The 24,924-nt window shown below is 68.3% G+C and carries 24 protein-coding genes and 1 pseudogene; 15 read left to right on the forward strand and 10 right to left on the reverse strand.

The window, feature by feature from the left end; genetic code table 11:
- Positions 1–30: 30 nt before the first annotated feature.
- Positions 31–756: a pirin family protein gene (locus ACS5PN_RS06520; protein WP_439463113.1), complete on the reverse strand. Its 726-nt coding sequence runs from the start codon at positions 754–756 to the stop codon at positions 31–33.
- Between the two features lie 101 nt (positions 757–857).
- On the opposite strand from ACS5PN_RS06520, the gene ACS5PN_RS06525 reads away from it, so the two are divergent.
- From ACS5PN_RS06525 to ACS5PN_RS06550, 6 genes and pseudogenes are all read left to right on the forward strand, one after another.
- The gene (locus tag ACS5PN_RS06525; protein WP_439463114.1) at positions 858–1,826 is read left to right on the forward strand and encodes a LysR family transcriptional regulator; all 969 of its coding nucleotides are present in this window, start codon (positions 858–860) and stop codon (positions 1,824–1,826) included.
- On the forward strand, positions 1,826–2,701 hold the full coding sequence (gene gluQRS / locus ACS5PN_RS06530; protein ID WP_439463115.1) for a tRNA glutamyl-Q(34) synthetase GluQRS: 876 nt from the start codon (positions 1,826–1,828) through the stop codon (positions 2,699–2,701). Before ACS5PN_RS06525 ends, gluQRS begins: the two co-directional genes overlap by 1 nt.
- Positions 2,698–3,042 (forward strand): annotated as a pseudogene (locus ACS5PN_RS06535) (FKBP-type peptidyl-prolyl cis-trans isomerase); the annotation flags it as partial. The gene gluQRS and the pseudogene ACS5PN_RS06535, both read left to right, overlap by 4 nt.
- A 30-nt stretch (positions 3,043–3,072) precedes the next feature.
- Positions 3,073–3,420, forward strand: coding sequence for an FKBP-type peptidyl-prolyl cis-trans isomerase (locus ACS5PN_RS06540; protein ID WP_439463701.1), 348 nt, complete (start codon positions 3,073–3,075; stop codon positions 3,418–3,420).
- A 90-nt stretch (positions 3,421–3,510) separates the two neighbouring features.
- On the forward strand, positions 3,511–3,927 hold the full coding sequence (locus ACS5PN_RS06545) for a PilZ domain-containing protein (protein WP_439463116.1): 417 nt from the start codon (positions 3,511–3,513) through the stop codon (positions 3,925–3,927).
- A gap of 88 nt (positions 3,928–4,015) precedes the next feature.
- Positions 4,016–4,768: an MgtC/SapB family protein gene (locus ACS5PN_RS06550; RefSeq protein ID WP_439463117.1), complete on the forward strand. Its 753-nt coding sequence runs from the start codon at positions 4,016–4,018 to the stop codon at positions 4,766–4,768.
- On the opposite strand, the gene ACS5PN_RS06555 is transcribed toward ACS5PN_RS06550, so the two are convergent.
- Positions 4,765–5,688, reverse strand: coding sequence for a LysR family transcriptional regulator (locus ACS5PN_RS06555; RefSeq protein WP_439463118.1), 924 nt, complete (start codon positions 5,686–5,688; stop codon positions 4,765–4,767). The genes ACS5PN_RS06550 and ACS5PN_RS06555 overlap by 4 nt on opposite strands.
- Positions 5,689–5,784: 96 nt before the next feature.
- Here ACS5PN_RS06555 and metE point away from each other — a divergent pair, with 96 nt between their 5' ends.
- Positions 5,785–8,115, forward strand: coding sequence for a 5-methyltetrahydropteroyltriglutamate--homocysteine S-methyltransferase (gene metE, locus ACS5PN_RS06560; protein ID WP_439463119.1), 2,331 nt, complete (start codon positions 5,785–5,787; stop codon positions 8,113–8,115).
- 96 nt (positions 8,116–8,211) lie between these two features.
- Positions 8,212–8,637, forward strand: coding sequence for a hypothetical protein (locus ACS5PN_RS06565; RefSeq protein ID WP_439463120.1), 426 nt, complete (start codon positions 8,212–8,214; stop codon positions 8,635–8,637).
- A gap of 70 nt (positions 8,638–8,707) precedes the next feature.
- On the opposite strand, the gene map is transcribed toward ACS5PN_RS06565, so the two are convergent.
- Positions 8,708–9,499: a type I methionyl aminopeptidase gene (gene map, locus ACS5PN_RS06570; RefSeq protein ID WP_439463121.1), complete on the reverse strand. Its 792-nt coding sequence runs from the start codon at positions 9,497–9,499 to the stop codon at positions 8,708–8,710.
- Positions 9,496–9,744: a ParD-like family protein gene (locus tag ACS5PN_RS06575; RefSeq protein WP_439463122.1), complete on the reverse strand. Its 249-nt coding sequence runs from the start codon at positions 9,742–9,744 to the stop codon at positions 9,496–9,498. Before ACS5PN_RS06575 ends, map begins: the two co-directional genes overlap by 4 nt.
- 271 nt (positions 9,745–10,015) lie before the next feature.
- On the opposite strand from ACS5PN_RS06575, the gene ACS5PN_RS06580 reads away from it, so the two are divergent.
- Entirely contained in the window at positions 10,016–12,826 is a 2,811-nt protein-coding gene (locus ACS5PN_RS06580; RefSeq protein WP_439463123.1) for a TonB-dependent receptor, read from the forward strand.
- A 65-nt stretch (positions 12,827–12,891) separates the two neighbouring features.
- On the forward strand, positions 12,892–13,701 hold the full coding sequence (locus ACS5PN_RS06585) for an endo alpha-1,4 polygalactosaminidase (protein ID WP_439463124.1): 810 nt from the start codon (positions 12,892–12,894) through the stop codon (positions 13,699–13,701).
- Between the two features lie 57 nt (positions 13,702–13,758).
- Here the strand turns inward: ACS5PN_RS06585 and ACS5PN_RS06590 are convergent, their stop codons facing one another.
- Genes ACS5PN_RS06590 through ACS5PN_RS06605 form a run of 4 tightly spaced genes read right to left on the reverse strand, consistent with a single transcriptional unit; the run spans position 13,759 to position 18,998 of the window.
- Positions 13,759–14,205 (reverse strand): acyl-CoA thioesterase, encoded by a 447-nt coding sequence (locus tag ACS5PN_RS06590; protein ID WP_439463125.1) that lies wholly within the window; start codon positions 14,203–14,205, stop codon positions 13,759–13,761.
- Positions 14,198–17,014, reverse strand: a complete 2,817-nt coding sequence (locus tag ACS5PN_RS06595; protein WP_439463126.1) for an ATP-binding protein — start codon at positions 17,012–17,014, stop codon at positions 14,198–14,200. Before ACS5PN_RS06595 ends, ACS5PN_RS06590 begins: the two co-directional genes overlap by 8 nt.
- Positions 17,014–17,697: a hypothetical protein gene (locus tag ACS5PN_RS06600; RefSeq protein ID WP_439463127.1), complete on the reverse strand. Its 684-nt coding sequence runs from the start codon at positions 17,695–17,697 to the stop codon at positions 17,014–17,016. The genes ACS5PN_RS06595 and ACS5PN_RS06600 overlap by 1 nt, the downstream gene beginning before the upstream one ends.
- Complete coding sequence (locus ACS5PN_RS06605) at positions 17,694–18,998, reverse strand: hypothetical protein (protein WP_439463128.1); 1,305 nt, start codon at positions 18,996–18,998, stop codon at positions 17,694–17,696. The genes ACS5PN_RS06600 and ACS5PN_RS06605 overlap by 4 nt, the downstream gene beginning before the upstream one ends.
- 166 nt (positions 18,999–19,164) lie before the next feature.
- Here ACS5PN_RS06605 and ACS5PN_RS06610 point away from each other — a divergent pair, with 166 nt between their 5' ends.
- The 5 genes from ACS5PN_RS06610 (at position 19,165) to ACS5PN_RS06630 (ending at position 22,555) form a co-directional block, all read left to right on the forward strand.
- Complete coding sequence (locus ACS5PN_RS06610; protein WP_439463129.1) at positions 19,165–20,034, forward strand: L-type lectin-domain containing protein; 870 nt, start codon at positions 19,165–19,167, stop codon at positions 20,032–20,034.
- Between the two features lie 78 nt (positions 20,035–20,112).
- Positions 20,113–20,913 carry a DODA-type extradiol aromatic ring-opening family dioxygenase gene (locus tag ACS5PN_RS06615; protein ID WP_439463130.1) on the forward strand — a complete coding sequence of 267 codons (801 nt, stop codon included), beginning with the start codon at positions 20,113–20,115 and terminating at the stop codon, positions 20,911–20,913.
- Between the two features lie 63 nt (positions 20,914–20,976).
- Positions 20,977–21,345: a hypothetical protein gene (locus tag ACS5PN_RS06620; protein ID WP_439463131.1), complete on the forward strand. Its 369-nt coding sequence runs from the start codon at positions 20,977–20,979 to the stop codon at positions 21,343–21,345.
- Complete coding sequence (locus ACS5PN_RS06625; RefSeq protein ID WP_439463132.1) at positions 21,342–21,890, forward strand: MerR family transcriptional regulator; 549 nt, start codon at positions 21,342–21,344, stop codon at positions 21,888–21,890. Before ACS5PN_RS06620 ends, ACS5PN_RS06625 begins: the two co-directional genes overlap by 4 nt.
- Positions 21,887–22,555 carry a hypothetical protein gene (locus ACS5PN_RS06630; RefSeq protein ID WP_439463133.1) on the forward strand — a complete coding sequence of 223 codons (669 nt, stop codon included), beginning with the start codon at positions 21,887–21,889 and terminating at the stop codon, positions 22,553–22,555. The genes ACS5PN_RS06625 and ACS5PN_RS06630 overlap by 4 nt, the downstream gene beginning before the upstream one ends.
- Here the strand turns inward: ACS5PN_RS06630 and ACS5PN_RS06635 are convergent.
- Entirely contained in the window at positions 22,533–23,135 is a 603-nt protein-coding gene (locus ACS5PN_RS06635; RefSeq protein WP_439463134.1) for a DUF1294 domain-containing protein, read from the reverse strand. The two genes, ACS5PN_RS06630 and ACS5PN_RS06635, sit on opposite strands and share 23 nt — an antisense overlap.
- A gap of 64 nt (positions 23,136–23,199) precedes the next feature.
- Positions 23,200–24,897: a DEAD/DEAH box helicase gene (locus ACS5PN_RS06640; protein ID WP_439463135.1), complete on the reverse strand. Its 1,698-nt coding sequence runs from the start codon at positions 24,895–24,897 to the stop codon at positions 23,200–23,202.
- Positions 24,898–24,924: the final 27 nt, after the last annotated feature.

Below are 24,924 nucleotides of genomic sequence, written 5' to 3' on the forward strand. Positions count from 1 at the left end.
TTCCTCTGTGGGTGGGGGGAATGAGAAAACTCAGGCTGCGAGGTCGAACACGAGAACTTCCGCGTCCTTGCCCGCCGTCAGCGCGAGGCGCAATGTTTCGCGAAGCTGCAAGGCATCACCTGCCGTCAGGTCTTGGCCGTTTGCGGTAAGCGCGCCGCGGATGACATGCACATAGGCGATGCGGCCCGGCGCCAGATTCAGTTCGGCGGCTTCGCTGCCGTCGAACAGGCCGGCATACAGCTTGGCATCGGCGTGGATGGTCACCGAACCCTCCGCGCCGTCATTGGCCGCCACCAAGCGCAGCTGGCCGCGCTTGGAGCTGGCATCGAAATGTTTCTGCTCATAGCTGGGCGCAATGCCACGGGCATCGGGCTGGATCCAGATCTGCAGGAAGTGCGTCGTCTGGTCCTTGGCATGGTTGAACTCGCTGTGCAACACGCCGCTGCCGGCACTCATGCGCTGCACATCGCCGGGGCGGATGACGCCGGCGTTCGCGCCGCCCTTCTCGCCATTGCCCATGCTGTCCTTGTGGGCCAGCTCGCCGGACAGCACATAGCTGATGATTTCCATGTCGCGGTGGCCATGGGTGCCGAAACCGGTGCCCGGGGCGATCTTGTCCTCGTTGATGACGCGCAGCGGCCCGAAGCCCATGCGGGCTGGATCGTAGTAGTCGGCGAAGGAGAAGCTGTGGAAGGACTTCAGCCAGCCGTGGTCGGCGTAGCCGCGGTCACAGGACTTGATGAGTTGGCTGGTCATGCTTGGACTCCTTGCTTGTGGTCGATGGACTCAATGTAGGAGTCGACGGCACGATGACCACTCAGCCTGCCTTGAGGACATCGTTCAAATAGACTGAACTGATGTCGACCTCCCAAGACAAGCGCCGCGCCCTGACGCCCGAAGCCCTGTCCATGATGGACACCATCGCCCGCACCGGCAGCTTTGCCGCCGCGGCACGCGAGATGGGGCGGGTGCCGTCGGCCCTGACCTATTCCGTGCGCCAGCTGGAAGACGCGCTGGATGTGCTGCTCTTCGACCGCAGCTCGCGCCAGGCCGTGCTGACCTCGGCCGGCCAGGAGCTGCTCGTCGAGGGCCGGCGACTGCTGCAGGAGCTGGACGCCGTCGCCAACCGCGTGCGCCGCATCGCCACCGGCTGGGAGAGCGAGCTGACCTTGGCCGTCGACGACGCCATCGCCCGCCGCGCCCTCTTCGACCTGATGGAAGAGTTCTACGCCCAGAAGACCGAGGGCGGTGGCCCGCCGCCGACGCGGCTCAAGCTGCGCATCGAAGTGCTGGCCGGCACCTGGGAGGCCCTGCTCAATGGCCAGGCCGACATCGCCATCGGCAAGCGGCCCGAGCAGCCCACCAGCAGCATCGTCTGCGAGCCCGCCGGCGAGATCGAGTTCGTCTTCTGCGTCGCGCCCCATCATTCGCTGGCCAATGCGCCCGAGCCGCTCACGGCGGCGCAGATCTCCGAGCACCGCATCATTGCCGTGGCCGACAGCGCCCGCCAGCTGCAGCCCATCACCATCGGCGTGCTGCCGGGCCAGGATGTGCTGACCATGCCGTCCCTGGCCAGCAAGCTCGAAGCCATGCTGCGCGGCCTGGGCTGCGGCTCCCTGCCGGCGCCCATGGTGCGCCGCCATGTCGAGGCCGGCCGCCTGGTGCAGAAGTCCACCTACGAAGGCCGGCGCGTCAGCGCCATGAGCTTCGCCTGGCGCGACACCGGCCAGGCGCCGGGCAAGGCCCTGGCCTGGTGGCTGGCCAAGCTGCGCGGCGCGGCGACCCAGAAGGCATTGCTGGAGCAGCACGAGGGGCTGCTGCTCTGATGGGCCTGTATCGCGGCCGTTTTGCGCCCTCGCCCACCGGCCCCCTGCATGCCGGCTCCCTGGTCGCCGCGCTGGCCAGCTGGCTGGACGCCCGCGCCCACGGCGGCCAGTGGCTGGTGCGCATCGAGGACGTCGACGGCCCGCGTTGCCCGCCGGGCCTGGACGAGGTCATCCTCGGGCAACTCGATGCGCTCGGCCTGAGGTCCGACGAGCCGCCGGTCTGGCAGTCGCGCCGTGGCGACCTCTACCAGGCGGCGCTGGACCGGTTGATCGCGTCCGGCCACGCCTATGGCTGCGCTTGCACACGCGCCGAGATCGCGGCAGCGGCCGGCCCTCGGCCCAAGCATGGCGAACTCGTCTATCCCGGCACCTGCCGCCACGGCACGAATGGCCGGCCCGTGCGGGCCTGGCGTTTCAGAGTGCTGGGTTGCATCGACTGGATGGACCGCCGCCTGGGCGTCCAGTCGCAGGACCTGGAAGCCGAGGTCGGCGACTTTGTCCTGAAACGCGCCGATGGCCTCTGGGCCTACCAGCTCGCCGTCGTCGTCGACGACGCCGATCAGGGCATCACCGACATCGTGCGCGGGGAGGACCTGGCCGACAACACACCGCGCCAGATCGCGCTGCAGCGCGCCCTGGGCCGGCCCACACCCCGCTATCTGCACACGCCGCTGGTGCTGGCCGAGGACGGGCACAAGCTGTCCAAGCAGAACGGGGCGGCGGCCATTGATCTCTCCGATCCCGAGTCGCGGCTGCGCGAAGCGGCTGCCCGCCTCGGCTTGCATCTGCACACCGCCGATCCCCTCGCCGAGGCCATCGAGCGGTGGCGCGCGGCGACAATCGCCGGATTTCCCCAACTCAAGGATCCCCCATGAACACCACCCCCAGCGGCCTGCAGTTCGAAGACACCGTCGAGGGTGACGGCAAGCAGGCCCAGGCCGGCCAGGACGTGACCGTCCACTACACCGGCTGGCTCTGGGTCGATGGCGCCAAGACGACCAAGTTCGACTCCAGCAAGGACCGCGGCGACCCGTTCGAGTTCGAACTCGGCGCCGGCATGGTCATCAAGGGTTGGGACGAAGGCGTGCAGGGCATGAAGATCGGCGGCAAGCGCACGCTCATCATCCCGGCCGACCTTGGCTATGGCGCACGTGGCGCCGGCGGCGTCATCCCGCCCAACGCCACGCTGTGCTTCGACGTCGAGCTGCTCGGCCTGGCCGGCGGCCCCGAGCATGTCGAGCTGAACCTGCACACCACCTCCACCGGCCTGCAGTACGAAGACCGTGTCGTCGGTGAAGGCGCCGAGGCTGCCAAGGGCCAGCGCGTGTCGGTGCATTACACCGGCTGGCTCTACAAGGACGGCATGAAGGGCAAGAAGTTCGACTCCAGCAAGGACCGCGGCCAGCCCTTCAAGTTCCGCCTCGGCGGCGGCGAAGTCATCGCCGGTTGGGACGAGGGCGTGCAGGGCATGAAGGTCGGTGGCACGCGCATGCTGGTGCTGCCGCCCGAACTGGGCTACGGCGCCTATGGTGCCGGCGGCGTCATTCCCCCCAACGCCACCCTGCTGTTCGAGGTCGATCTGCTGGCGGTTTAACCGTCCTCAAATCAGGGGACGGCGGCGCTGCTGACAAGCGCCTGTCATTCGCGGATGCTGTGATCCAAACTCCACGTTCAAGCTCACACCATGTCGATCGACCAACGCCGTTTCCCCCGCGTCGAGTTCTTCCTCGTTCCTGAGCAGCACGAGCAGCTGCCGGTCTGGGTCATCAAGCCCGAGGGCCTGGCCGAGGCGCGTGGCGGTGTCGTCGTCAACCTCAGCGAGGCCGGCCTGCAGATCCTGGCCGCGGCCGATCCGCCGCTGGACGCCCAGCACTACGAGCTGCGCCTGCTGCTCGGCGAGGACGAGGGCGTGCCCCTGTTCAGCGCCGATGTGCGCCGCGTCTGGACCCGGCCGCTGAGCCGCATCGTGCAGCTGGGCGGTTTCGAGTTCGAATCGGCCAACTCCCAGGCCGAGGAATTCCTGCTGGCGCAGACGGCGCACGTCACGGCGCGCAAATGGGTGCGCTGCGTGCTCGTGGAGCGCATGACCGCCCTCGCTTGAGCATGCCTGCAACGCCCCCTCTGGCGGGCCGAAACAGACTGCGTTAGCGTGGCCCCGGGGCAGCATCGCCCCGCCATGGTCACGCCCGATGCTCGAACCCGACCACCTGCTGCGCTACTGGCTCCACAACCAATGGGCCGCCAATGTACTGATGCTGATGCATCTGCTGGGCGCCATGGTGCTGGGCCTGCTGCTGGGCTACGAGCGGGCCTATCACGGCCGCGCGGCGGGCATGCGCACCTACGCTTTGGTCTGCATGGCCTCCTGCGCGGTGACCATCCTCGTCGGCTACCCCGACCAGTGGTTTGGCGGCCACGCCGCCGGCGGTTCACTGCCGCAATTCACCGACCCGACGCGGGTCATCCAGGGCGTCGTGACCGGCATCGGCTTCCTGTGCGCCGGCGTCATCATGCGCGAGGGCATGAACATCTCCGGGCTGACGACGGCGGCCTCGCTGTGGGCGGCTGCGGCCATCGGCATCGTGCTGGGCATGGGCTTCTATTTCGCGGCCATCGCGCTGACGCTGCTGTGTGCGTCGCTGATGATGTGGGGCGCCCGGCTGGAGAACTACCTGCCCTCGCACCCGGCCATTGCCGTGACGCTGCGTAGCGAGTCGGGTCGCAGCTTCACCCAGGTCGAGCTGGCCGAGTTTGCCGACGGCCTGGGCTACCGCTTCGCGCCGGGCTCACTCAGCATCGAGAAACAGGGCGATCACGAGGAATGGCGCTTCGTCTGCACGGCCAAGAAGAACTTCAAGGGCCAGACGCTGTGCCGCTTCACCGGCCGACTGCACGAACTGCCGGGCGTGGCGGGCTACCGCGTCACACACGCTCGCAACTAGAGAAGACTCACGGCCGCCAGGTTCAGCAGCGAGGTCTCGCGCATCAGCCGCACGAAGTCGGCCAGGAAGGGCTTGGCTGCCAGGTTCGGCGTGCTGACGGCATAGAGCCGCCCCGTCAGCCCTGACTCGCCAATGCGCTGTCGCGCCACATAGCCGCGCGCCAGATAGCCTTCCACCGCCCACAGCGGCAGCGCCGCAATGCCGCGGCCGCTGGCCACCAGCTGCAGCATGGCCACCGTCAGCTCGCTGGTGCGGCGCGGCGGCGCGATGCCCGCGGGCTGCAGCACGCGGCGCACCAGGTCCAGCATCTCGTCGGGCACCGGGTAGGTGATGAGGGTGTGATCGGCAAAGTCGGCCGCGTCCAGCCACGGCTTGGCCAGCAAGGCGTGCCCCTTGGGCAGCAGGGCAATGATCTCGAAGCTGAACAGCGGGTGCACGACGACGCCGGTCTCGTCGGCATCCACGTCGGACACGATGGCCAGCTCGGCGCGGTCCTGGTGCAGCAGGCCCACGGGGTCGGCCTGGAAGCCCGAGACGATGTCCAGCTCCACCTCGGGCCAGCGTTCGCGGAAGGCGTCCATGGCCGGCATCAGCCAGTCGAAGCAGGTGTGGCATTCCACGGCAATGCGCAACTGGCCGGCCGAGCCGTCCACCAGGCGGCGCACATCGCGATCGGCCTCGTCGACCTGGGGCAGCACGGCATCGGCCAGTTTCAGCAGCCGCTGGCCGACGGCACCGAAGGCCAGCGGGTTGCTCTTGCGCGCGAACAGCTCGGCGCCGTAGTGCTCCTCCAGCCCCTTGAGCTGGTGGGACAGCGCCGACTGCGTCAGGTTCAGCAGCTGCGCCGCGCGGGACAGATTGCCGGCCTCGCGAAGGGCGACCAGGGTGCGCAGATGGCGCAGTTCGAGCGGCGTTTGCATGAGCAGAACTGTTGATGAACCCGAAAACGTTTCGTTTGATTCATTGTGCCCGACTGCGGATCATCACGAACGAAATTCATCTACTTCTCGATAGTCATGATCAAGACTCATATTCTGGGCTTCCCGCGCATGGGCGAGCACCGCGAACTGAAGACCGCGCTGGAGCGCCACTGGCGTGGCGAACTGCCCGCTGCCGAGCTGGAGGCCCAGGCCGCAGCACTGCGCGCCCGCCACTGGCAGCTGCAGCAGGACGCGGGCCTGGACCATGTCACCGTCGGCGACTTCGCCCTCTATGACCATGTCGCCCACCTGATCCAGCTGTTCGGCTGCGAGCCGGCCCGCTTCGGCTTCAGCGACCAGCAGACGCCCCTGGAGCGCTATTTCGCGATGGCCCGCGGCATCACGACCAGCCACGCCCGCACCGAGGCCTGCGGCTGCAGCGGTGCCCACGTCGACGGCGTGCCCGCGCTGGAGATGACCAAGTGGTTCGACACCAACTACCACTACCTCGTGCCCGAGTTCGACAGCACCACCGAGTTCAGCCTGCATGCCGAGCGCCTGCTCGCCGAGGTCGACGAAGCCATCGCCCTGCCCGCCAGCCCCAAGGTCGCGCTGCTGGGCCCGGTCAGCTTCCTCTACCTCGGCAAGAGCAAGCAGGAAGGCTTCGACCGCCTGGTGCTGCTCAAGCGCCTGCTGCCCGCCTACGAACAACTGCTGACCCGTCTGGCCGCCCGCGGCGTGACCTGGGTGCAGCTGGATGAGCCCATCCTCGGCCTGGACCTCACACCTGCCTGGCAGGACGCGCTGCGCCTGGCCTATGCGCGCCTGGGCGTCGTCGGCCAGCCGCTGCTGCTGGCGACCTATTTCTCGCCGCTCGGCGACAACCTCGCCCTCGCCTGCGAACTGCCCGTGGCCGGCCTGCATGTGGACGCGGTGCGCGCCCCCGACGAGCTGTTGCCCGTCGCCCTGCGCCTGCCGCTGGACCGCGAGCTGTCGGTGGGCATCATCGACGGCCGCAACATCTGGCGCAGCGACCTGGACCAGGCTCTGCTGCAGCTGAACAAGGCGCGCGAACTGCGCGGCGGCCGGCTGTGGGTGGCGCCGTCCTGCTCACTGCTGCACGTGCCCTTCAGCCTGCGCCGTGACACGGCCCTGGATACCGAGCTGCAGGGCTGGCTGGCGGGCGCCGTCGAGAAGCTGGACGAGCTGCGTGTGCTCAAGCGCGCGCTGTGGGGCGATGAGGCCGGCGTGGCCCGCGAGCTGGCCGAGTCCCGCGTCGCCCGCGCCACCCGCGTCACCAGCCGGCGCGTGCGCAACGGCACCGTCTCAGCCCGACTCAGGGCCCTGCCAGCCGATGTCGACCAGCGCCGCTCGCCCTTCCCCGCCCGCCAGGCCGCGCAACGCCATCGCCTCAAGCTGCCCGCCTTCCCGACGACCACCATCGGCTCCTTTCCGCAGACACCCGAGATCCGTGCCGCCCGCGCCGCCTTCAAGCGCGGCACGCTGGCTGAAGACTCCTACCGCGAGGCCATGCAGCGCGAGATCGAGCTGGCGGTCCGCAAGCAGGAGTCATTGGGCCTGGACGTGCTGGTGCATGGCGAGGCCGAACGCAACGACATGGTCGAGTACTTTGGCGAGCAGCTGTCGGGCTTTGCCTTCACGGCCAACGGCTGGGTGCAGAGCTACGGCTCGCGCTGCGTGAAGCCACCAGTGCTGTTCGGCGATGTGTCGCGGCCCCAGGCCATGACGGTGGACTGGACCGTCTTCGCGCAGGGCCTGACGAACAAGCCCATGAAGGGCATGCTGACCGGCCCCATCACCATCCTGCAATGGTCCTTTGTGCGCGACGACCAGCCGCGCGCCGATACCGCCCTGCAGATTGCGCTCGCCATCCGCGATGAAGTGGCCGACCTGGAGGCCGCCGGCATCGCCGTCATCCAGATCGACGAGCCCGCCATCCGCGAGGGCCTGCCGCTGCGCCGCGCAGCCTGGGGCGCCTACCTCGCCTGGGCCACGCGCGCCTTCCGCGTCTCCGCCAGCGCGGTGCGCGACGACACCCAGATCCACACCCATATGTGCTACTCGGAGTTCAACGACATCCTGCCCGAGATCGCGGCCATGGACGCCGACGTCATCACCATCGAGACCAGCCGCTCCGACATGGAGCTGCTGCGCGGCTTTGGCGACTTCCGCTACCCCAACGAGATCGGCCCCGGCGTATACGACATCCACTCACCCCGCGTGCCCGACACGGCCGAGATGCTGCGCCTGCTGAAGAAGGCCGCCGAAGTCATTCCGCCGGGGCTGCTGTGGGTCAACCCGGACTGTGGGTTGAAGACGCGGGGATGGGTGGAAACGGAGGCGGCGTTGGCGCGCATGGTGGAAGCCGCGCGCGAGTTGCGAAGAGAAGTGCCGCAGGCTGGCTGAGTGGCGAAACCCTCAGGTAGTCGGCGGCCCGGGCCAACTCGATTGGCATGATGGCGCTCGCCCGGTGCCGAAGGAACGCTTTGCAGCAGATCAGCAATGAGCAACGACTACTTTGAACACCCGAGCCGCTTTCCGAAGAATGCGGCTGGGGCCTTCTACACGTTGGGCGACATCGCTTCCGACGGAACCTGGTGCGGGCAGTGCCTCTCATGCGCTGCGCCCGAAAACGAAGCCCCCGCGCTGCTCGCGCCACTGACCGACACCAACTCTGATACCTACTTCGTCAGGCAGCCAGAAACAGAGGCAGAGATTGAGCAAGCCTGTCGTGCGATTGAAGTGTGCTGCGTCGACACGCTCCGATACGGCGGGCAAGACCCAAGAATCCTGGTCCGATTGAGACGAACGGACTGCTGCGACTATTCAATTGATGGAGATGGCGCCATCACCGGCCCATCTCTCGAAAGCAAGCCTGCGTCCACAGCAATTCCAGAACCCTGGAAGTGGTGGCAGCTGTGGAAGTAGCTCCCCAGCAGCCGAGTGCGCAGCGAATAGCAAAATTCGCCACCCAGCGCGAATCAAGCTCAAGCCCCCATCAATCAATCGCCGGATACTCGCCCACCCCATCCGGCCAAGGCGTCAGGATCTCGAAGCCGTCCTTGGTCACGGTGACCATGTGCTCCCACTGCGCCGACAGCGACTTGTCGCGCGTGACGACGGTCCAGCCGTCGTTCAGTTCGCGGATGCCGGCACCGCCCGCATTGATCATGGGCTCGATCGTGAAGATCATGCCCTCCTGCAGCTTCAGGCCTTCGCCCGGGCGGCCGAAGTGGTTGACGTGAGGTTCGTCGTGATAGACGTCGCCGATGCCATGGCCGCCGTACTCGCGCACCACGCTGAAGCCAGCCGCATGGGCCACCTTCTGGATGGCATGCCCGACATCGCCTAACGTCGCACCCGGGCGCACCTGGCGGATGCCGGCGCGCAGGGCTTCGTAGGTTGTCATGACCAGGCGGCGCGCCAGCACATTGGTCTCGCCGACGATGAACATGCGGCTGCTGTCGCCGAACCAGCCGTCCTTGGTCAGCGTGACATCCACGTTGACGATGTCGCCCTTCTTCAGCTTCTTGTCCTTGGACGGGATGCCGTGGCAGACCACATGGTTGGGCGAGATGCAGGCCGTCTTGGGGTAGCCGTGATAGCCGACGTTGGACGGGATGCACTTCAGCGTGCCCACGATGTAGTCGTGGCAGATGCTGTCCAGCTCCTCGGTCGTCACGCCGGCCACGACGTGGGGCTTGAGCATGGCCAGCACCTCGGCGATCAGGTGGCCAGCCTCGCGGGCCTTGGCCACCTCGTCGGGCGTGCGCAGTTTCAGGCTCTTCATGCCCGGGCTCCCTTGGCCTTGGCCGGCTGAGCCCAACCCGCGACGCGCGCCAGGTCCAGGCCGCCTTCCTGCTCGGCACGGATCAACAGCTGGCAGATCTCGCTGTGGCTGAGTTGCGGATGCAACTCGGCCAGCATGCCGATGCGCATCCAGTGCTCGGCCTGGGCATTGATGGAACGCGACAAGGCTTGGCTGGCGACGCGCAGGCTCTCGTGCATCGGATCGGAGATTTTGACGATTCCCATGCCGCGACTATATACGGTTCGTATACGAAACATATAAGCGCCGGGCAGATGTGCGTCATGGCGCCGCAGATGCCATCGGTTGCACGTTGTTTTCTTTTGTTTCGATTTCGATTTTTCACCTTCGAAAACACCAATTTCGAAAGTACAAATCCTGGGTGCAAACCATATACGAAAGCAAACGAAGTAATTCGTAGACTTTCGCCAGCCCAAAACGGGTTGAGACCTGATGGATTTGCGCCGCCTCGATGCGGCATCACCGAGGAGGAATCCGATGACCCCGAGCCTGCGCGCAACCCCTGGCGGCCGCTTCGCCCTGCACCCCGTGGCCGTGGCGGCCTTGATGTCGCTGGCCGGCCCCGCGCTGGCGCAGATGGCGCCGGCTGACGCACCGGCCGGCACCAAGGAGACGGATACCTCGCTGACACGCGTCGAGGTGGTGGGCGCCCGCGCCAGCCTGGAGCGCTCGCTGACGCTCAAGCGCAATGCGGCCGGCGTGCAGGACAGCATCAGCGCGACGGAGCTGGGCCGCTTTCCCGACGACAACGTGGCCGACTCGCTGAGCCACATCACCGGCGTGGCCATCCGCCGCGCGCCGGGTGGCGAGGGCCTGTCGGTGAGCGTGCGCGGCCTCGGGCCCGGCTATTCGCTGACGACGCTGAACGGCCGCATCCTCGCCACCGACGGCGCGGGCCGCGACTTTGCTTTCGACGTGCTGCCAGCCGAAATCCTCAGCGGCGCCGACGTCATCAAATCGGCCCAGGCCTCGAACACCGAGGGCGCCATCGGCGGCCTGATCGCCTTGCGCACCGCCCGCCCGCTCGACCAGAAGGGCCAGCGCGGCATGGTCAGGCTCGACGCCGACCGCAACCAGATGTCCCGCCTCAACGGCAGCAAGCTCAGCGGCGTGTGGAGCAACAGCTTCGCCGGCGACACCGTCGGCGTACTGCTGGGCGCGGTGGTGCAGCACCGCAAGGTGCGCACCGACATGGCCGAGTACACCTACTTCCGCGACTACGACATCGACGTCAACGGCAACGGCCAGATCGACGCCGACGAGCACAAGCTCTTCACCACCTGCTGCATGACCTTCGGCGCCATCATGGAAGACAAGCGCCGCAGCGCGCTGTCGGGCACGCTGGAATGGAGGCCCTCGGCGGCGTTGCGCAGCAGCGTCGACCTGCTGGCCACCGAGCTCAAGTCGCCCCAGGTCGGCTACCGGCAAGCCTACTACCCCGACTACGCCGAGGGCCGCTGGCACGACGTGCAGGTTAATAGCGACGGCATGGTCACCGGCATGGCGATGAACGACCTCGTGCCCGAGCTCGCCAACATCACCACCGACCGGCGCGTGCGCACCCGCATGCTGGGATGGGCCGGCGAGTGGAAGCCCAGCGACAAGCTGACGCTGAACAGCGACCTCTACGTGTCCACGTCGCGCCGCAGCAGCGGCGGCAACGACACCTATGTGGTGGCCGACCTGACGGCCCCGGCATCGGCCACCTGGAAGGCCGACGGCGACGCCCTGCCCCGGTTGTCGGTCACGCTGCCGGGCGGCGGCGACCTCGCCACGGCCCTGGCCCAGGGCAAGCTCGGCAATGCCGACTTCGGCCCGCACTACGTCGGCCTGCGGGGCGACAACCTGAAGGACCGCGTCACCGGCATCAACCTGGGCGGCAAACTCGCGCTGGACGCGCGCTGGGGCGGCGTGACCTGGGACGCGCTGAACTTCGGCATCTCGGCCACGCGCCGCCAGAAGTCGCGCGACACCTACGACAACGACTTCACCAACGGCTCGGTGCAGTACTCCGGCAGCGAGGCCACCAGCTTCGCGTCCCTGGGCGCGGACGTGCTGCAGCGCCAGTTCACGCTGCCCAACTACATGCCCAAGGCCGGCGGCAACGTGCCGGGCAGCTTCCTGGCCTTCGACGTGCAGGCCTACCTGGACGCGCTCAAGAAGCTCGACGGCAAGACCAACCCCGCCGACGGCACGCCCTTCGACCTGAACAAGACCCTGCCCATCCTCAACCCGATGCAGAGCTACCGGGTGCAGGAGAACACCACGGCCGCCTTCGTGCAGGCCGACCTGTCGGGTGACAACTGGAACGCCGACTTCGGTCTGCGCCTGGTGCGCACCCGCACGCAGGCCCAGAGCGCCACGAGCAACATCCTCGTGACCTACCAGGTCGACCCCACGGTCCCCACCAGCGCCTTCATCGTCCAGTACAGCGACCCGCAGGCGGTGTCAGACAGCGGCCACTACACCCAGGCCCTGCCCTCGGCCAACATCTCCTGGCAGTTCGCCCACAACTGGCAGCTGCGCGCCGGCGCGGCCAAGACCATGGCCCGCCCGGGCGTGGACCAGCTCGCCCCGACGCGCTCGGACGGCGCCGCCGGCGGCATCGACGTCATTACCGTCTCCGGCGACCCCAAGCTCAAGCCCTATAGCGCGCGCCAGCTCGATGCCTCGCTGGAGTGGTACTACCAGCCCCGCTCGGCCCTCACGCTGGCGGTGTTCTCCAAGCGCATCCGCAACTTCGTCACCCAGGTGTCCGACCGGGACCTCGACCTCGGCACCAAGGACGACCACGGCCAGCCGGTGCTGTTCACCGTCATCCACCCCGTCAACGGCGACCGCGCCAGCGTCAGCGGCGTGGAACTGGGCTGGCAGCATCTGTGGGACAACGGCTTCGGCGTGCGCGCCCAGTACACGCGCAACCGCTCCCGCTCCGTCGTCAACGGCCAGTACGCAGGCCCGCTGGAGAACGTGGCGCCCGCCACCACGTCGCTCGGGCTGCTGTACGAGCGCGGCCCGTGGAGCACCAACCTCGCCTGGGACCGCACCCAGTCCACCGTGGTGGCCAACGACGCTGCGGGCCTGGGCTTGCGCTCCATCGCGCGGCCGCTGACCTGGGTGACCGCGCAGGTGTCCTACGAGATCACCAAGGGCTTCAAGCTCAGCCTCGAAGGCCGCAACCTGACCAACAGCGTCGAACGCACGGACCTCGAGATCGGCTATCGCCCGCCGCTGAACTATTCGGCCTATGGGCGCTCGATCACGGTCGGCGCCTCGTACGCCTTCTGACTTTTGCGCCACGGCGCAACCACCCGCCCGGCATGGCGCCGGGCAACACCCCTGGAGACGCACGGATGAAGAAGGCAACTTCCTGGATCAAGCACGGCGCTGCACTGGCGCTGGGGTTCTCGCTGCTGTCGGCGGCACAAGCACAGTCGTGGTGGAAACCGCCCGTCAACCTCAGCTGGCAATGGCAGCTTAAAGGCACGGTCAACACCAGCTACAACGTGGCCGCCTACGACATCGACCTGTTCGACACGCCCCAAGCCACCATCAACGCACTGCACGCCCAGGGTCGCAAGGTGATCTGCTACTTCTCGGCCGGCAGCTCGGAAGATTGGCGCCCCGACTACAGCAAGTTCCATGCAGCCGACAAGGGCAACGACCTGGACGGCTGGCCCGGCGAGAAGTGGCTGGATACGCGCTCGGCCAATGTGCGATCCATCATGCTGAGCCGCCTGGACCTGGCCCGCTCCAAGGGCTGCGACGGCGTCGAGCCCGACAACGTCGATGGCTACACCAACGGCACCGGTTTCCCGCTGACCTCCGCCACCCAGATCGACTACAACAAATACATCGCCAATGCAGCCCATGCGCGCGGCCTGGCGGTGGGCCTGAAGAACGACGTGGATCAGCTCACGACGCTGGAGCCCTTCTACGACTTCGCGCTCAACGAGCAGTGCAATGAATACAGCGAGTGCGGCGGCTACTCGGTGTTCACCAGCAAGGGCAAGCCGGTGCTGAATGCCGAGTACGCCAGCAAATACCGCAAGAACACCAAGGGGGCGCGCGACAAGCTCTGCACTGCGATGAATGCCGCCAAGATCCGCACCCTGGTGCTGGCGCTGGACCTGGACGACACCTACCGCTATTCCTGCTTCTGACAGGACCCGCAACGCCCGGTAAGGCGGCTCACACCCGAGCCCGCCCGCCGGGCTTTTTCATGCTGCGGCGCTGGGCACCACCGCGGCGTCGTAGATGCTCAGGAATTCGGGCGGCATGCGCTTGGGCCGGCCGCTGCTGATCTCGATGCAGATCAGCGCCCAACGGCCGCGCATCAGCGTCACGCCGTCACTGGCACGCTGGAGCTGAAAGCGCCGCTCCATCGTCAGCCTGCTGTCGCTGGCCGTCAGCCAGGTGCCCAGCACCAGGGCCTCGCCTTCGAAGGACGGCAGCAGGTACTCGTAGTGCCCCTCGCGGATGGCCATGGCGCGGTCCAGGCGGCGGTAGTCGTCCAGCGACAGGCCCAGCGCCTCGGAGTGAGCCCACCCCGCCTGTTCGCACCACTGCACGTACACCGCGTTGTTGGTGTGGGCCAGCCCGTCGATGTGCTCAGGCGCCGGCGTCAAGGCCAGCGTGAACGGCGACGGGTAGTCCCAGTCACTCATAGACGGACACTTCCGGCCGGCGCGCCAGCACGGCGATGGGCGGCGCCCAGCGTTCGCCGCGCGGCTTCTTGCTCGTCACCAGCGTGATCTCGCTGGGCTCGAAGACCTCGACGTTGTGCGTGATCGGCGTCGTCAGCAGGTATTGGGCCCGCGTGCTGCGCAGGAAATGGCCGACCAGTTGGATGTTGCGCACGTCCAGGTGGGCGAAGGGCTCGTCGATGAAGACAAAGCCGCCCGGCGTCTCGTCGTCCTTCATCAGGCCCACCAGCAGGATCAGGCTCTTCAGCACCTGCTGGCCGCCCGAGGCCTCGCCATCGTTCAGGCCGACTTCGCCCTTGCCGTCAAAGTTGAACTTGACCTGCAGGCCGGCCTGCGACAGCACGGTGTCGTCGTTGTCCAGGTGCGGCAGCACGGCCTCGGCGGTCGTGCCGGCCAGCTCGCCCAGCTCGGCGACGTTCTTCTTGTAGCGGCGCACCGTGGCGCGCAGCACATCGATATAGCGCTCGCGGGCATTGAAGGCGGCGATACGGGCCATCTCGTTGCTGGCGCGGCGGTCGCTGAGCTGGCTGTCCTGCTCATGCACCTGGGCGGCCATGCGGGCGTGGCGCTCGACGACGCTGGCATCTACCTCCCAGTGGCCGCCTTCCAGTTCCTGGTCGACGTGATGGGCACGGATCTCGGCCTGGCGAGCGTTCTCGAATTCGTCGCGCGCGGCGGCAAGGGCCGCGGGCGTAACCCAGGACTTGGGGAACTGGCTTTTTTGCTTGCGCGACTCCTGCGACGCCTTGCGCAGCGCCTCGCGCCTGGCCTCATGCTCGCGCAGACGACCTGCGGCCGAGCCCTCGCCGTCCTTCAGCGCAATCTGCGCGCCTTCATAGGCCTGCTCACTGCGCGTGGACTCGCGCACGACGCGGTCGTGCTCGCTGTCCAGCGCGCTCATGCGCGTGGACGCTTCGGCACGCGCCTGGCGCAGCACGGGCAAGCGCGAACGCGCTTCGGCGAACTCGTCGGCGCGCTCGCTCAGCTCCTGCGCCGCCTTGTGGCCGACAGCCGCGCGCTGCACATCCTTGAACTGGCGCTCGACCTCGGCCTGCGCCTTGGCGATGCGGCTCAGCTCGCCGTCCCAGCGGGCGAGTTCGCTCTCCAGCGCGCCACGGCGCGAATCGACGGCGGAAGCACCGAACTGGTGGTCGCGCGGCTCGACAAAGACGCTGCGACCACCGCGGCCATCGCGGTAGTAGGCGTCGGTCGTGATCCATTCGCCGCCGACCTGGGCGCCCTCTTCCGTCGACGTGACACAGCGGATGCCGCCGAGCTGTCGAGCGAGCCAGGAAGGCAGCGGTGCGCTGACGTTCAGCGCTGCGAGCAGCGTGCCAGCAGGTGCCTGCGTGACCGGTGATGTGTCGGCGACGACATAGTGGCGGTAGCGCTGCTTGGCGGCGATGTCGAAAGCACGGCCTTCGTCGCTGCGGTGCTTGAGCACGACGACCCAGCGCGACGGGCGCAGCAGGCCTTCGGCGGCGGCGCGCCAGGTCTCGTCGGCGATGTCGATGCTGTCGGCGACGAGGTAATGGGCGATGCCCGCATCGTCCAGCGCCCGCTTCATCGGCGCGACCTCGGGCGGCGGCGGAGGCAGGCGCTTGCCGCTCAGCTCGCCGAGCTGAGCCTGGGCGCGCGAAGCCTTGTCGCTGGCGCGGGTGTAGTCGGCCCGCAGGCGCTCGCGTTCGCTGGCCAGCTTCTGCATCCTGGCCGTCAGCGCGGCGGCATCGGCCTCGACGTCGGCCAGGGCCTTCAGCTCGTCCTCGCGCTTGACCAGGGCCTCGGCGGGCCGTTCGGCCTCACGGGCGGCGTCGAAGGCGGCGCGGGCTTCGCGGCGCTCGCCATCCAGCGCCTTCAAGCGCTCCTTCGCCGCTTCCTGTGCGGTGAACAGGCCGTGCAGGGCCGCGCGCTTTTCACTCAACGCCTTCACGTCGCCCGACGCAAACAAGCGCTGGCGGTGCAGTTCGCGGGCATCGCGGGTGATGCGTTCGCGCGCCTCGCTCCAGCGCAGCACAGGCAGCACCTCGGTGGCGAGGCGCTCGCGCTCCTGGATCTTGAGCTGGTACTGGCGGTGGCTGTTGACGCGGTTGGCCAGGTCGCTGAGCTGGGCCTGGGTGTGCGCCAGTTCGGCGCCGGCCTGCTCGACTTCCTTGCCCAGATGCTGCTGGTGGCTGCGGGCCTGCTCGTAGCGGTCCAGCACTTCCTGGTCGCCGAAGACCTCGAAGACGAGGCGCAGCAGCTCCTTGGGCGACAGCTCGCACAGGCGGTCGGTCTGGCCCTGTTCCAGCGCCAGCACGCGGCCGATGGCGCGCGTCAGCCCGGCGGCTTCCAGCCGCTTCTTCCACGCCTCGATGCCCAGCCAGTCGCGGTCGCCCTTCTCGGCGAGCTGCTCGATCTCGTGCACGCCGTCCAGGATGGTGTAGCGGCGCACCCAGTCGCCGCCGTGGCGCTCGATGCGGCAGGCCAGCGTCACCTGGTCGGCATACAGCAGCGAGCTGGCGAACGGCCGGCTGCTGTTCTGGCGCGAGCGGGGACGGTTGTCGACGAGGGCGCGCAGCCAGGCCGTTTCGGCATTGGCATGGCGGGCATAGGTCTTGTAGGTGCGGCCGCCCGAGCATTCCAGGCCCAGCAGGGTGCGCATGGCATCCAGCAGCGTGGTCTTGCCCGAGCCGTTGGGGCCGGCGATGGTGATGATGGCGCCGTCCAGCGGCAGCGTGACGCGCTGGCAGTAGTCCCAGTGCAGCAGTTCAAGCGATTGCAGGTGGAACATCAGTCGTCGATATCTTGTTGTTCGGCTTCTTCGGGGCGCGATACGGGATGGCCAGCGCGGGCCAGCACGTCACCCAGGGCGCCGTCGAGGATGCGCGGCGCCAGCAGGTCGTAGTCGATCAGCAGGTCCAGCAGCGGGCCTTCGGCGATGTCCTCGCCGCGGCGCGTGACGAAGCCATGGCGCTCCAGCAGCTTGAGGTTGGTGTCCAGGCGCAGCTTCTTGCCGAGCTGGTCGCCGAAGTCGGCCAGCAGGCTGCGGTAGCTGATCAAGGGCGCAACGCTCGCAGCCTGAGGCATGGGCTTGTCGGTGGCGAAGAACTCGCCCTGGCCGGCGTGGATGGCGTCGCTGCGGGCCACCTGGCGCTGGCGCTTGGGCAGCACGATCAGCGACCACAGCACCACCAGCAGGGCCACGCCATCGCGCGGGATGTCGAGATTGTTGTTGGCGGCCAGGCCGGTCTCGCCGAAGACGGCGCTCTCGGCCGGACGCATCAGCGCGACGGCGATGTGGTCGGCGTGCACGTTGTCCACCAGTTGCAGGCCGACGCCGGCCAGGCGGGCGCCGAGCTGGTTCCACAGCTCGGTGTCGATCAGCGCGCGCTTCACGAGGGGGTGGCTGCGCGGCAGCCAGCGGCGGGCCAGCAGTTGCGCGGCGAGTTGCTGGGAGTCGTCGAGTGGGCTCATGTAGCAGGAGATTCAGGGGTGAGGACGCCGCGGCTCATCCATTTGACGAACTCGTCGTCGACTTCGCCTTGCTCGGCGGACCAGCGCACGCTCCAGGGCTGGCGGGCCATGTCGCCGGTGGCGCCCTTGAGGTGACGCGCCTGGGCGTCGCCCAACAGGGGCAGCAGCTGGGCGCGGTAGGCGGCGCGGGCGTAGCTGCCGCCGAGGATGGCGGGTGTCAGGTCGCGCTCGACGGGGTCGGAAGCGGCCCAGGTGGTCAACAGGGCCTGCATCTGGTCCATGTCGGGCGGCAACTGCATGACGGCCAGCTCGCCGGTCGGCGCTGCCTGGCCTTGGGGCAGTGCGGCGGCTTCGGAGGGCTTGGGGCGATCGCGCTCGAACTCGGCCTCGGCGGTATCGACGAGGTCTCGCTGGGCGACCAGCACCGGATGCACCGGGCGCTGCAAGCCACCGGCCATGAGCGCGGCCAGGTCGCCCTGGCTCTGCAGCCAGCGGCGCACGTCGGTGGTCGTGATGCCGGTGGAGCCCAGAGTCACACGCTGGCGGTCGGCCTGCTGAAGGGCACGGTTGAACTGGCTGGCCATGGCCAGCAGCCGCGCCTGGGCCAGGCCCAGTTCACGCGCCAGCCGCTCCAGGCGCGCCTCGCCGGCCGATTCGGCCTGCGCAATGATGGCGCCCAGGGCCTCGCCGGCCCGGTCCACCAGGGTCAGCGCCTTCTCGAAACGGGTGCGGGCGCGGCGCAGCGCGAACTCGCTGCCGCTGGCAATGGCGTCGGCAAACTCGTCATACAGGCGGGAGAGCTGGGCCAGCAGATGCTGCAACTGGGCCGGTTGCAGGGTGCCGAGCTGGTGGGCGCCGGCCACACCGGCCAGCAGGGAGGCCAGGTCACCGTCGGGCGCCTGTTCCTGCGTGAGGGGCTGCAACAGGCCGACGACCTGCTGGGCCAGAGGCGTCACCGCATAGGTCTGGGCTGTCGAGTCCCAGACCAGCAGCTCGGCCTCGCGCAGGCGCTTGAGCACGTTGTCCAGGGCTTCGTCGCGCAGCACATGGAAGGCCTGGTTCAGCGCCTCGCGGGTCAGACGCGATTCGCGCAGGGCCATGAGCTCGAAGAACACCCAGAGGCGCAGCCGGGTCAGGCCGGCCGGGCCCTGGAACAGCGCCCGCAAGGCGATCTGCAGCGCGTCCTGGCGCTCGAGCTGCCACCACAGCAGCGCCTCCACCGGCGCCGCGCCGTCACGGAAGTAGTCCTCCACGCGGTCGGGGCGCAGCGAGTCGTCGGTGTCCTGGGGAGTCGTCAACATGGGGCGCGGATTATCGACGGGCCTCGATGCCGACAAATTAGGGGGTGTCGAGGGCTTTGACAACGGAGGCCGGCGCAGAGCGATGGGGAGTCGTCCGCCCCCATGAACGAATGGCTCTGGCATCGGTTTTGCATACCTGATGCCAAACCTCTGGAGGAGACAAGACATGACCCGTCGCTCGCTTTTCGCCGCTGCCGCTCTTGCCCTTGCCGCGGCCGCCCCGCAGGCCCAGGCCGCCCTGGTCATCGACTACGCCAACTTCACCGGCGCCTGCGCCTCTTCGCTGACCTGCGTGGGCTCCACGGCGGTCAATGGCGGTGATCTGCGCCTGACTCCTTCCACCTTCAACGCCGCCGGCGCGGGCTTCAGCACCACGGCCATCTCGCTTGGCGCCGGCGCCACTTTCAGCACCGGCTTCCAGTTCCGCATGGACCAGGCCGGCGGCATCGACCCGGCCGACGGCTTCACCTTCGTGCTGTCCAAGGCCTCGTCGGGCCTGGGCGGCGTGGGTGGCGGTCTGGGTTATCAGGGCGTCGCCAACAGCGTCGCCATCGAGTTCGACACCTATGACAACGGCGAAACCGGCGGCAGCAACCACGTCGCCGTGGACGTCAACGGGTCGCTGAACAGCCTGGCCACCGCTTCGCCCTATGGCGTCAACAACTGCCATCTTGGCAACCACCTGGCCGCTGGTTGCATGAGCAACGGCAAGATCTGGTCGGCCTTCGTCAACTACGACGGCAACACCAAGCTGCTCAACGTCAGCGTGCAGGAATCGGGCTCGGCCCTGATCCAGCTCATCACCGACTTCAGCATCGACATTGCCGCCGCCCTGGGCACCAACGACGCCTTCGTCGGCTTCACGGCCGCCACCGGCTCCGGCATCGAGAACCACGACATCCTGAACTGGCAGCTGGCCAACGACACCTCCATCACCGGCCCCGGCAACCGCCTGCCCGAGCCCACCAGCCTGGCCCTGATGAGCTTTGCCGGCCTGGCTGCCCTGGCCGCCGGCCGCCGCCGTCGCGCCGCCTGATCGGCGTTCGACTTTTGCGAATGCCGGCGTCAAGCCGGCTGAAACCAGGCCCGCTCCGGCGGGCCTAGTCTTTGGGGCATGCAAAACACTCGCCTGCCCACCTTCTTCCTGTCCCATGGCGGCGGCCCCTGGCCCTTCATGGATGGCGACTATCGTCGCGCCCACGCCCAGCTCGAAGCCTCGCTGCAGGCGCTGCCCGCCACGCTGCCCGCGAAGCCGAAGGCCATTTTGATGATCTCGGCCCACTGGGAGGAGACCGCCTTTACGGTCATGACCTCGCCGGCGCCGGGCATGCTCTATGACTACGGCGGCTTCCCGGCCCACACCTATGAGGTCGTCTACCCGGCCCCGGGCGACCCGGTGCTGGCCGAGCGTGTCGTCGCCCTGATCCAGGCCGCCGGCCTGCCCGCGGCGCGCGACGCCCAGCGCGGTTTCGACCATGGCGCCTTCTGCACCCTGGTGCCCATGTATCCGGACGCCGACGTGCCGGTCGTGCAGCTGTCGCTGAAGCGCGGCCTCAGCCCTGCCGACCACCTGGCCCTGGGCCGGGCGCTGGCGCCGCTGCGCGACGAGGGCATGCTCATCCTGGGCAGCGGCTTCAGCTTCCACAACCTGCGCCTGTACGGCATGCAGGGGCGTGAGCCCTCGGCCGCCTTCGACGGCTGGCTGCAAAGCGCCCTACCCACCCCGGATGGCCGTGCTGAGCGCCTGCAGGCCTGGGCTCAGGCCCCGGCGGCCCGCCTGGCCCATCCGCGCGAGGAGCATCTGCTGCCCTTGATGGTTGCGGCCGGCGCCGCCGAGGGCGACACGGCCACCTGCAACTATCACGAGACCGGCTTCCTGGGCGGCGTGACCGCGTCCAGCTTCCGCTTCGGCTGATGAAGCCCTTGACCTGACGGCTGCCGTCACCCTGAGGCTCATGGTTTTCCTTTCGGAGACGCCATGAGCCTCGACGACGATTCCTTTCTCGCGGCCCTGGCCGCCTGCGAATTTCCAGCCAGCGAATTCGGCCACCGCCAGCATCTGCGCCTGGCCCGGCTGCATCTGCAACGGGCGCCGCTGGAGGTCGCCATCGAGCGCACCTGCGCCGACATCGCCCGCTTTGCCGCCCACCACGGCGCCCACGCCAAGTTCCACCGCACCGTCACCGAGGCCCTGCTGCGGTTGATGGCAGCCCTCGGTCCCGACGACGTGGCCTTGCTGGACGACGCGCGAGGGCTGCTGGCCCGCCACTATTCGCCGACACTGCTGGCCACACCCGAAGCCCGCCTGCGCTTCATCCCCCCCGACCTGCTGCCACTGCCCGCATGAGCCCGCCACTGACCCTGGGTCGCCTTGCCCGCGCCACGGGCCTGGCGCGTTCCTCGTTGCTGCACTACGAATCGCTCGGCCTTCTGAAGCCGCTGGCGCGCAGCGAGGCGGGTTATCGGCTCTATGGCGAGGCCGAGGTGCAGCGGCTGCAGACCATCCGCCGCTACCGCGAAGCCGGCTTGTCGCTGGACGCCATCCAGCAACTGCTGTCGAGACCCCCAGCCAGCGGGCCGGCCGCGCTGCTTGAGCAACGCCTGCTTGCATTGAGCAACGAGGTCGATCGCCTGCGCGAGCAGCAGCAGGAACTGGCGCGGCTGCTCGCCATGCCGGAGTTCCACGCCCTGCGCCGCGCCCGCGGCAAGGCTGACTGGGTGGCCCTGCTGCGCCAGGCCGGCTTCAGCGACGAGGACATGCGTCGATGGCATGCCGGCTTCGAGGCGGCGTCGCCCGAGCAGCACCAGGCCTTCCTGAAGTCGCTGGGCTTGCCGGACCCGGAAGTCGCGGCGATTCGTCGGGCAGCCGCCTCGCCGACACTGCGGTCATGAACAAGAACGCGCTGATCGAAAAGCTTGCGGCCTGCCATCGTGACGGCAGCCTGTTGAAAGCTGGCGACTGGGTCGATGTCGTCCGCCACGAGGCCGATGCCTATGCGGTGCAGGACGGCGTCGCTCTCGCTCTGGGCTGGCGCTTCGATCGCTGGAAGTCAGGCGGCGCCAGTGCCTCAGGACCCTTCAGCCATTCGCCAGTGAATCCGGCGGCCGGCACTGCGCTGCTCGGCGTCGAGGCCGAAGTGGCCCTGCGCATCGAAGCCGACGGCAGGCCCGAAGCCATGTGCATTGCCGTCGAGCTGGTCGCCTCGCGCTGGCAGGAAGGCCTGGACGCGCCGGCCCTGCTGCGCATGGCCGACCACCAGTCCAATGCCGGACTGCTGCTGGGCGCCTGGCAGCCTTGGCGCGAGCTGGATTGGGGTCAGCTCGAATGGCGCCTCAGCCTCGAAGGTCAGCCCGACATCGTGCGCCGCGGCGGGCATTCGCTGAACAACCCGTCGGGCGTGCTGCCGGCGTGGTTGAAGCACGCGGGTGCAAGGGCTGCCGCGGGAACCGTCGTCACGACCGGCGCCTGGGGTGGCCTGCATGCACTGAGGGGCCCGGCCCGCGGCAAGCTGGCCTTCGAGGGCCTGGGCGAATTCAGCTTTTCAGCAGCGGCGTGAACACCAGGACGAAGGCGGCGACGTTGAGGACCACCGTCGCCCAATAGACGCGGCGGAACGCCGGCTTGACGCTCTTGTGTCTCAGCAGCTGCTGGGCCAGCAGCGCCCCCGGCCAGCCGCAGGCCAGCGACAGGGCGTGGAGGGTGTTCTCGCCGACTCGCCAGTCGCCACGCCTCGCTGCCCGCTTGTCCAGCGCATAGACGATGAAGCTCGCCATGCTCATGGCGGAGTAGATGCCCCACAGCCAGTTGGGCACGCCCCACAGCAGATGCACCGTCAGCACGAGGCCGGCAAAGGCCGGGATCAGCAACAGCACGCGCTGGCGGTCGCGCGGCGCGGCGGGTGCGGCCGGCACCTTGATGGGCCGCACGACCAGAGCCCGCGGCTTGCCCTGGGCGTCGCGCCCTGCCGCGAAGCTCAGCCTCTCGCCCACCACCGGCCGCTGGGGGCGGGCCGCGAAGGCATGGATGTGCACGAAGAGCCGTGCCGCGCCGCCATCGGGCGCGATGAAGCCATAGCCCTTGGCATCGTCCCATTGGACGAGGGTGCCGGTCTGTCGATCGCTGGAGGAAGGGGACATGAAAAGAAAAAGGGCCCGCTAGCGGGCCCTCCATCATCGCCGGGCAGCTGACGCTGCCTCGACATCAGCGGCCGAAGCCACCCTTGCGCGGGCCACCGGGGCCACGACGCTCGCCGCCAAAGGACGGACGGTCACCGCCGCCACCAAAGCTGGGCTTGGCACCGAAGGCAGGCTTGCCGCCACCATGGAAGGGGCGGTCGCCACGCGGCTGGAAGCCACGGTCGTCGCGGGGCTGGAATTCACGCGGTTGGAAACCACGGTCTTCACGGGGCTGGAACTCGCCGCGGGGCTGGAAGCCACGATCTTCACGAGGCTGGAAGCCGCGGTTCTCACGCGGCTGGAAGCCACGGTCGTCACGTTGCTGGAAAGCGGGCGCGTCGCCACGCGGGGCAAAGCCGCGGTCGTCACGGGGCGCAAAGCCGCGGTCCTGGCCTTGGTTGCCGTGGCCGAAGGGCTTGCCGCCACCATGGAAGGGACGGCCGCCATCTTCACGACGGAAGGGCTTGTTGCCGAAGCCGGGACGGCCGCCGAAGTTGCCACGCGGGCCACGGTCGTCGAAAGAACCGGCCGGGCGCGGCGGGAAGATGCGCGGCTCTTGCGTCTTGGGTTCCAGGCCAGCGATGTGCGAGACGGGGATGGTCTGCGTCGTGAACTGCTGGATGCGGCGGATCATGGACACGTCGTCGCGCAGGCCCAGCGTGATGGCCAGGCCCTGGCGGCCGGCACGACCGGTACGGCCGATGCGGTGCACATAGTCCTCGGCCTTCATCGGCAGGCCGTAGTTGATGACGTGACTGATGGTAGGCACGTCGATGCCGCGGGCGGCGACGTCGGTGGCGACCAGCACCTTCAGGTCACCGCGGCGCAGGCCCATCAGCACGCGGTTGCGCTTGCCCTGGGGCATGGCACCGTGCAGCGGAGCGACGGCGTGGCCGAGTTCGGCCAGGCGGTCGGCCAGCCAGTCGGCATCACGCTGGGTGCTGGTGAAGACGACGGCCTGGTCCAGTTCCGGCTGGGCCAGGATGGACTCCAGCAGCTGGTCCTTGTGGTGGGGGTTGTCGGCCCAATGCAGGCGCTGCTCGATGTTCTCGTGCGTGTCCGTGTGGGACGCGACCTCGATACGCTGCGGGTCCTTCAGCAGCTGTTGCGCCAAGCGACCGACGTGGCCGGCGAAGGTGGCGCTGAACATCACGGTCTGGCGTTCCGCCGGCGTGTTGCCGGCGATCATGTTGATGTCGTCGATGAAGCCCATGTCCAGCATGCGGTCGGCTTCGTCCAGCACCAGCATCTCGACGTTGCTCAACACGCACTTGCCCGAGTTGATGTGGTCGATCAGGCGACCCGGGGTGGCGATAAGGATGTCCAGCGGGCCCGTCAGCTGGCGGATCTGCAGCGGGTAGGGCATGCCGCCGAGCACGGTGGCGACCTTCAGACCGGGGATGAAGCGGCCGTAGGTTTGGGCTGCCTTGGCCACCTGCATGGCCAGTTCACGCGTCGGCGCCAGCACCAGGATCTTGGGGCCATAGATGACGCCCTTTTCACGGCGCTTGGTGTTGTCGCCGCGGGCGGCCAGGATCTTTTCCAGCGCCGGCAGGATGAAGGCGGCGGTCTTGCCCGACCCGGTACGCGAAGAAACCATCAGGTCCTTGTTCGCGATGGCGGCGGGGATGGCTTGGGCCTGCACGTCGGTGGCGGTTTCATAGCCAGAATCCTTGACGGCTTGCAGCACGGCGGGGCTCAGGCCCAGGGTCTCGAAACTCATTACTTCGTTCTTTCGTTCATTCACACC

Origin of the sequence: Roseateles sp. NT4, assembly GCF_051857475.1 — a bacterium.
Taxonomy (GTDB): domain Bacteria; phylum Pseudomonadota; class Gammaproteobacteria; order Burkholderiales; family Burkholderiaceae_C; genus Pelomonas.

What these genes read in the sequence shown, in the direction of transcription:
- ACS5PN_RS06635 (WP_439463134.1), bottom strand. Translation starts at nt 23,135, where the DNA reads ATGTCCCCTTCCTCCAGCGATCGACAGACCGGCACCCTCGTCCAATGG.
- ACS5PN_RS06605 (WP_439463128.1), bottom strand. Translation starts at nt 18,998, where the DNA reads ATGTTGACGACTCCCCAGGACACCGACGACTCGCTGCGCCCCGACCGC.
- ACS5PN_RS06600 (WP_439463127.1), bottom strand. Translation starts at nt 17,697, where the DNA reads ATGAGCCCACTCGACGACTCCCAGCAACTCGCCGCGCAACTGCTGGCC.
- ACS5PN_RS06590 (WP_439463125.1), bottom strand. Translation starts at nt 14,205, where the DNA reads ATGAGTGACTGGGACTACCCGTCGCCGTTCACGCTGGCCTTGACGCCG.
- ACS5PN_RS06630 (WP_439463133.1), top strand. Translation starts at nt 21,887, where the DNA reads ATGAACAAGAACGCGCTGATCGAAAAGCTTGCGGCCTGCCATCGTGAC.
- ACS5PN_RS06555 (WP_439463118.1), bottom strand. Translation starts at nt 5,688, where the DNA reads ATGCAAACGCCGCTCGAACTGCGCCATCTGCGCACCCTGGTCGCCCTT.
- ACS5PN_RS06575 (WP_439463122.1), bottom strand. Translation starts at nt 9,744, where the DNA reads ATGGGAATCGTCAAAATCTCCGATCCGATGCACGAGAGCCTGCGCGTC.
- ACS5PN_RS06545 (WP_439463116.1), top strand. Translation starts at nt 3,511, where the DNA reads ATGTCGATCGACCAACGCCGTTTCCCCCGCGTCGAGTTCTTCCTCGTT.
- ACS5PN_RS06625 (WP_439463132.1), top strand. Translation starts at nt 21,342, where the DNA reads ATGAGCCCGCCACTGACCCTGGGTCGCCTTGCCCGCGCCACGGGCCTG.
- metE (WP_439463119.1), top strand. Translation starts at nt 5,785, where the DNA reads ATGATCAAGACTCATATTCTGGGCTTCCCGCGCATGGGCGAGCACCGC.
- ACS5PN_RS06585 (WP_439463124.1), top strand. Translation starts at nt 12,892, where the DNA reads ATGAAGAAGGCAACTTCCTGGATCAAGCACGGCGCTGCACTGGCGCTG.
- ACS5PN_RS06565 (WP_439463120.1), top strand. Translation starts at nt 8,212, where the DNA reads ATGAGCAACGACTACTTTGAACACCCGAGCCGCTTTCCGAAGAATGCG.
- ACS5PN_RS06525 (WP_439463114.1), top strand. Translation starts at nt 858, where the DNA reads ATGTCGACCTCCCAAGACAAGCGCCGCGCCCTGACGCCCGAAGCCCTG.
- ACS5PN_RS06595 (WP_439463126.1), bottom strand. Translation starts at nt 17,014, where the DNA reads ATGTTCCACCTGCAATCGCTTGAACTGCTGCACTGGGACTACTGCCAG.
- map (WP_439463121.1), bottom strand. Translation starts at nt 9,499, where the DNA reads ATGAAGAGCCTGAAACTGCGCACGCCCGACGAGGTGGCCAAGGCCCGC.
- ACS5PN_RS06520 (WP_439463113.1), bottom strand. Translation starts at nt 756, where the DNA reads ATGACCAGCCAACTCATCAAGTCCTGTGACCGCGGCTACGCCGACCAC.
- ACS5PN_RS06615 (WP_439463130.1), top strand. Translation starts at nt 20,113, where the DNA reads ATGCAAAACACTCGCCTGCCCACCTTCTTCCTGTCCCATGGCGGCGGC.
- gluQRS (WP_439463115.1), top strand. Translation starts at nt 1,826, where the DNA reads ATGGGCCTGTATCGCGGCCGTTTTGCGCCCTCGCCCACCGGCCCCCTG.
- ACS5PN_RS06550 (WP_439463117.1), top strand. Translation starts at nt 4,016, where the DNA reads ATGCTCGAACCCGACCACCTGCTGCGCTACTGGCTCCACAACCAATGG.
- ACS5PN_RS06640 (WP_439463135.1), bottom strand. Translation starts at nt 24,897, where the DNA reads ATGAGTTTCGAGACCCTGGGCCTGAGCCCCGCCGTGCTGCAAGCCGTC.
- ACS5PN_RS06620 (WP_439463131.1), top strand. Translation starts at nt 20,977, where the DNA reads ATGAGCCTCGACGACGATTCCTTTCTCGCGGCCCTGGCCGCCTGCGAA.
- ACS5PN_RS06580 (WP_439463123.1), top strand. Translation starts at nt 10,016, where the DNA reads ATGACCCCGAGCCTGCGCGCAACCCCTGGCGGCCGCTTCGCCCTGCAC.
- ACS5PN_RS06610 (WP_439463129.1), top strand. Translation starts at nt 19,165, where the DNA reads ATGACCCGTCGCTCGCTTTTCGCCGCTGCCGCTCTTGCCCTTGCCGCG.